Source organism: Streptomyces nanshensis (assembly GCF_001751255.1).
Classification (GTDB): domain Bacteria; phylum Actinomycetota; class Actinomycetes; order Streptomycetales; family Streptomycetaceae; genus Streptomyces; species Streptomyces nanshensis_A.
Window position 1 is genome coordinate 1 of the sequence record NZ_LJGW01000134.1, and the last position, 230, is coordinate 230.

At 76.5% G+C, this 230-nt stretch carries 1 protein-coding gene; it reads left to right on the forward strand.

Going from position 1 to position 230, the window contains the following annotated elements; translation table 11 throughout:
* On the forward strand, positions 1–230 hold a 230-nt coding region (locus tag AN218_RS37975; protein WP_244900337.1), incomplete at both ends, for a hypothetical protein.

The following is a 230-nucleotide window of genomic DNA, read 5'->3' on the forward strand; positions in this document are numbered from 1 at the left end:
GGCGACGAGGACAGGCGTGCCGCACAGCGCGCCGCCGACGACGCCCACCGCACCGCCCGCGCGCTGCGCGCCGAACGCGCCCAGATCGCCGGCGTCCCCGACGACGTCGACGAGACCCTCGCGCCGCCCGAGGGCAGTTCGCTGCCGTCCCTGCGCGAGGCGTACCGGTCGGCCTCCCGCCTCTACGAGAAGGTCGGCGTCGGAGCCGATCTGCGGGCCGAACAGGCACA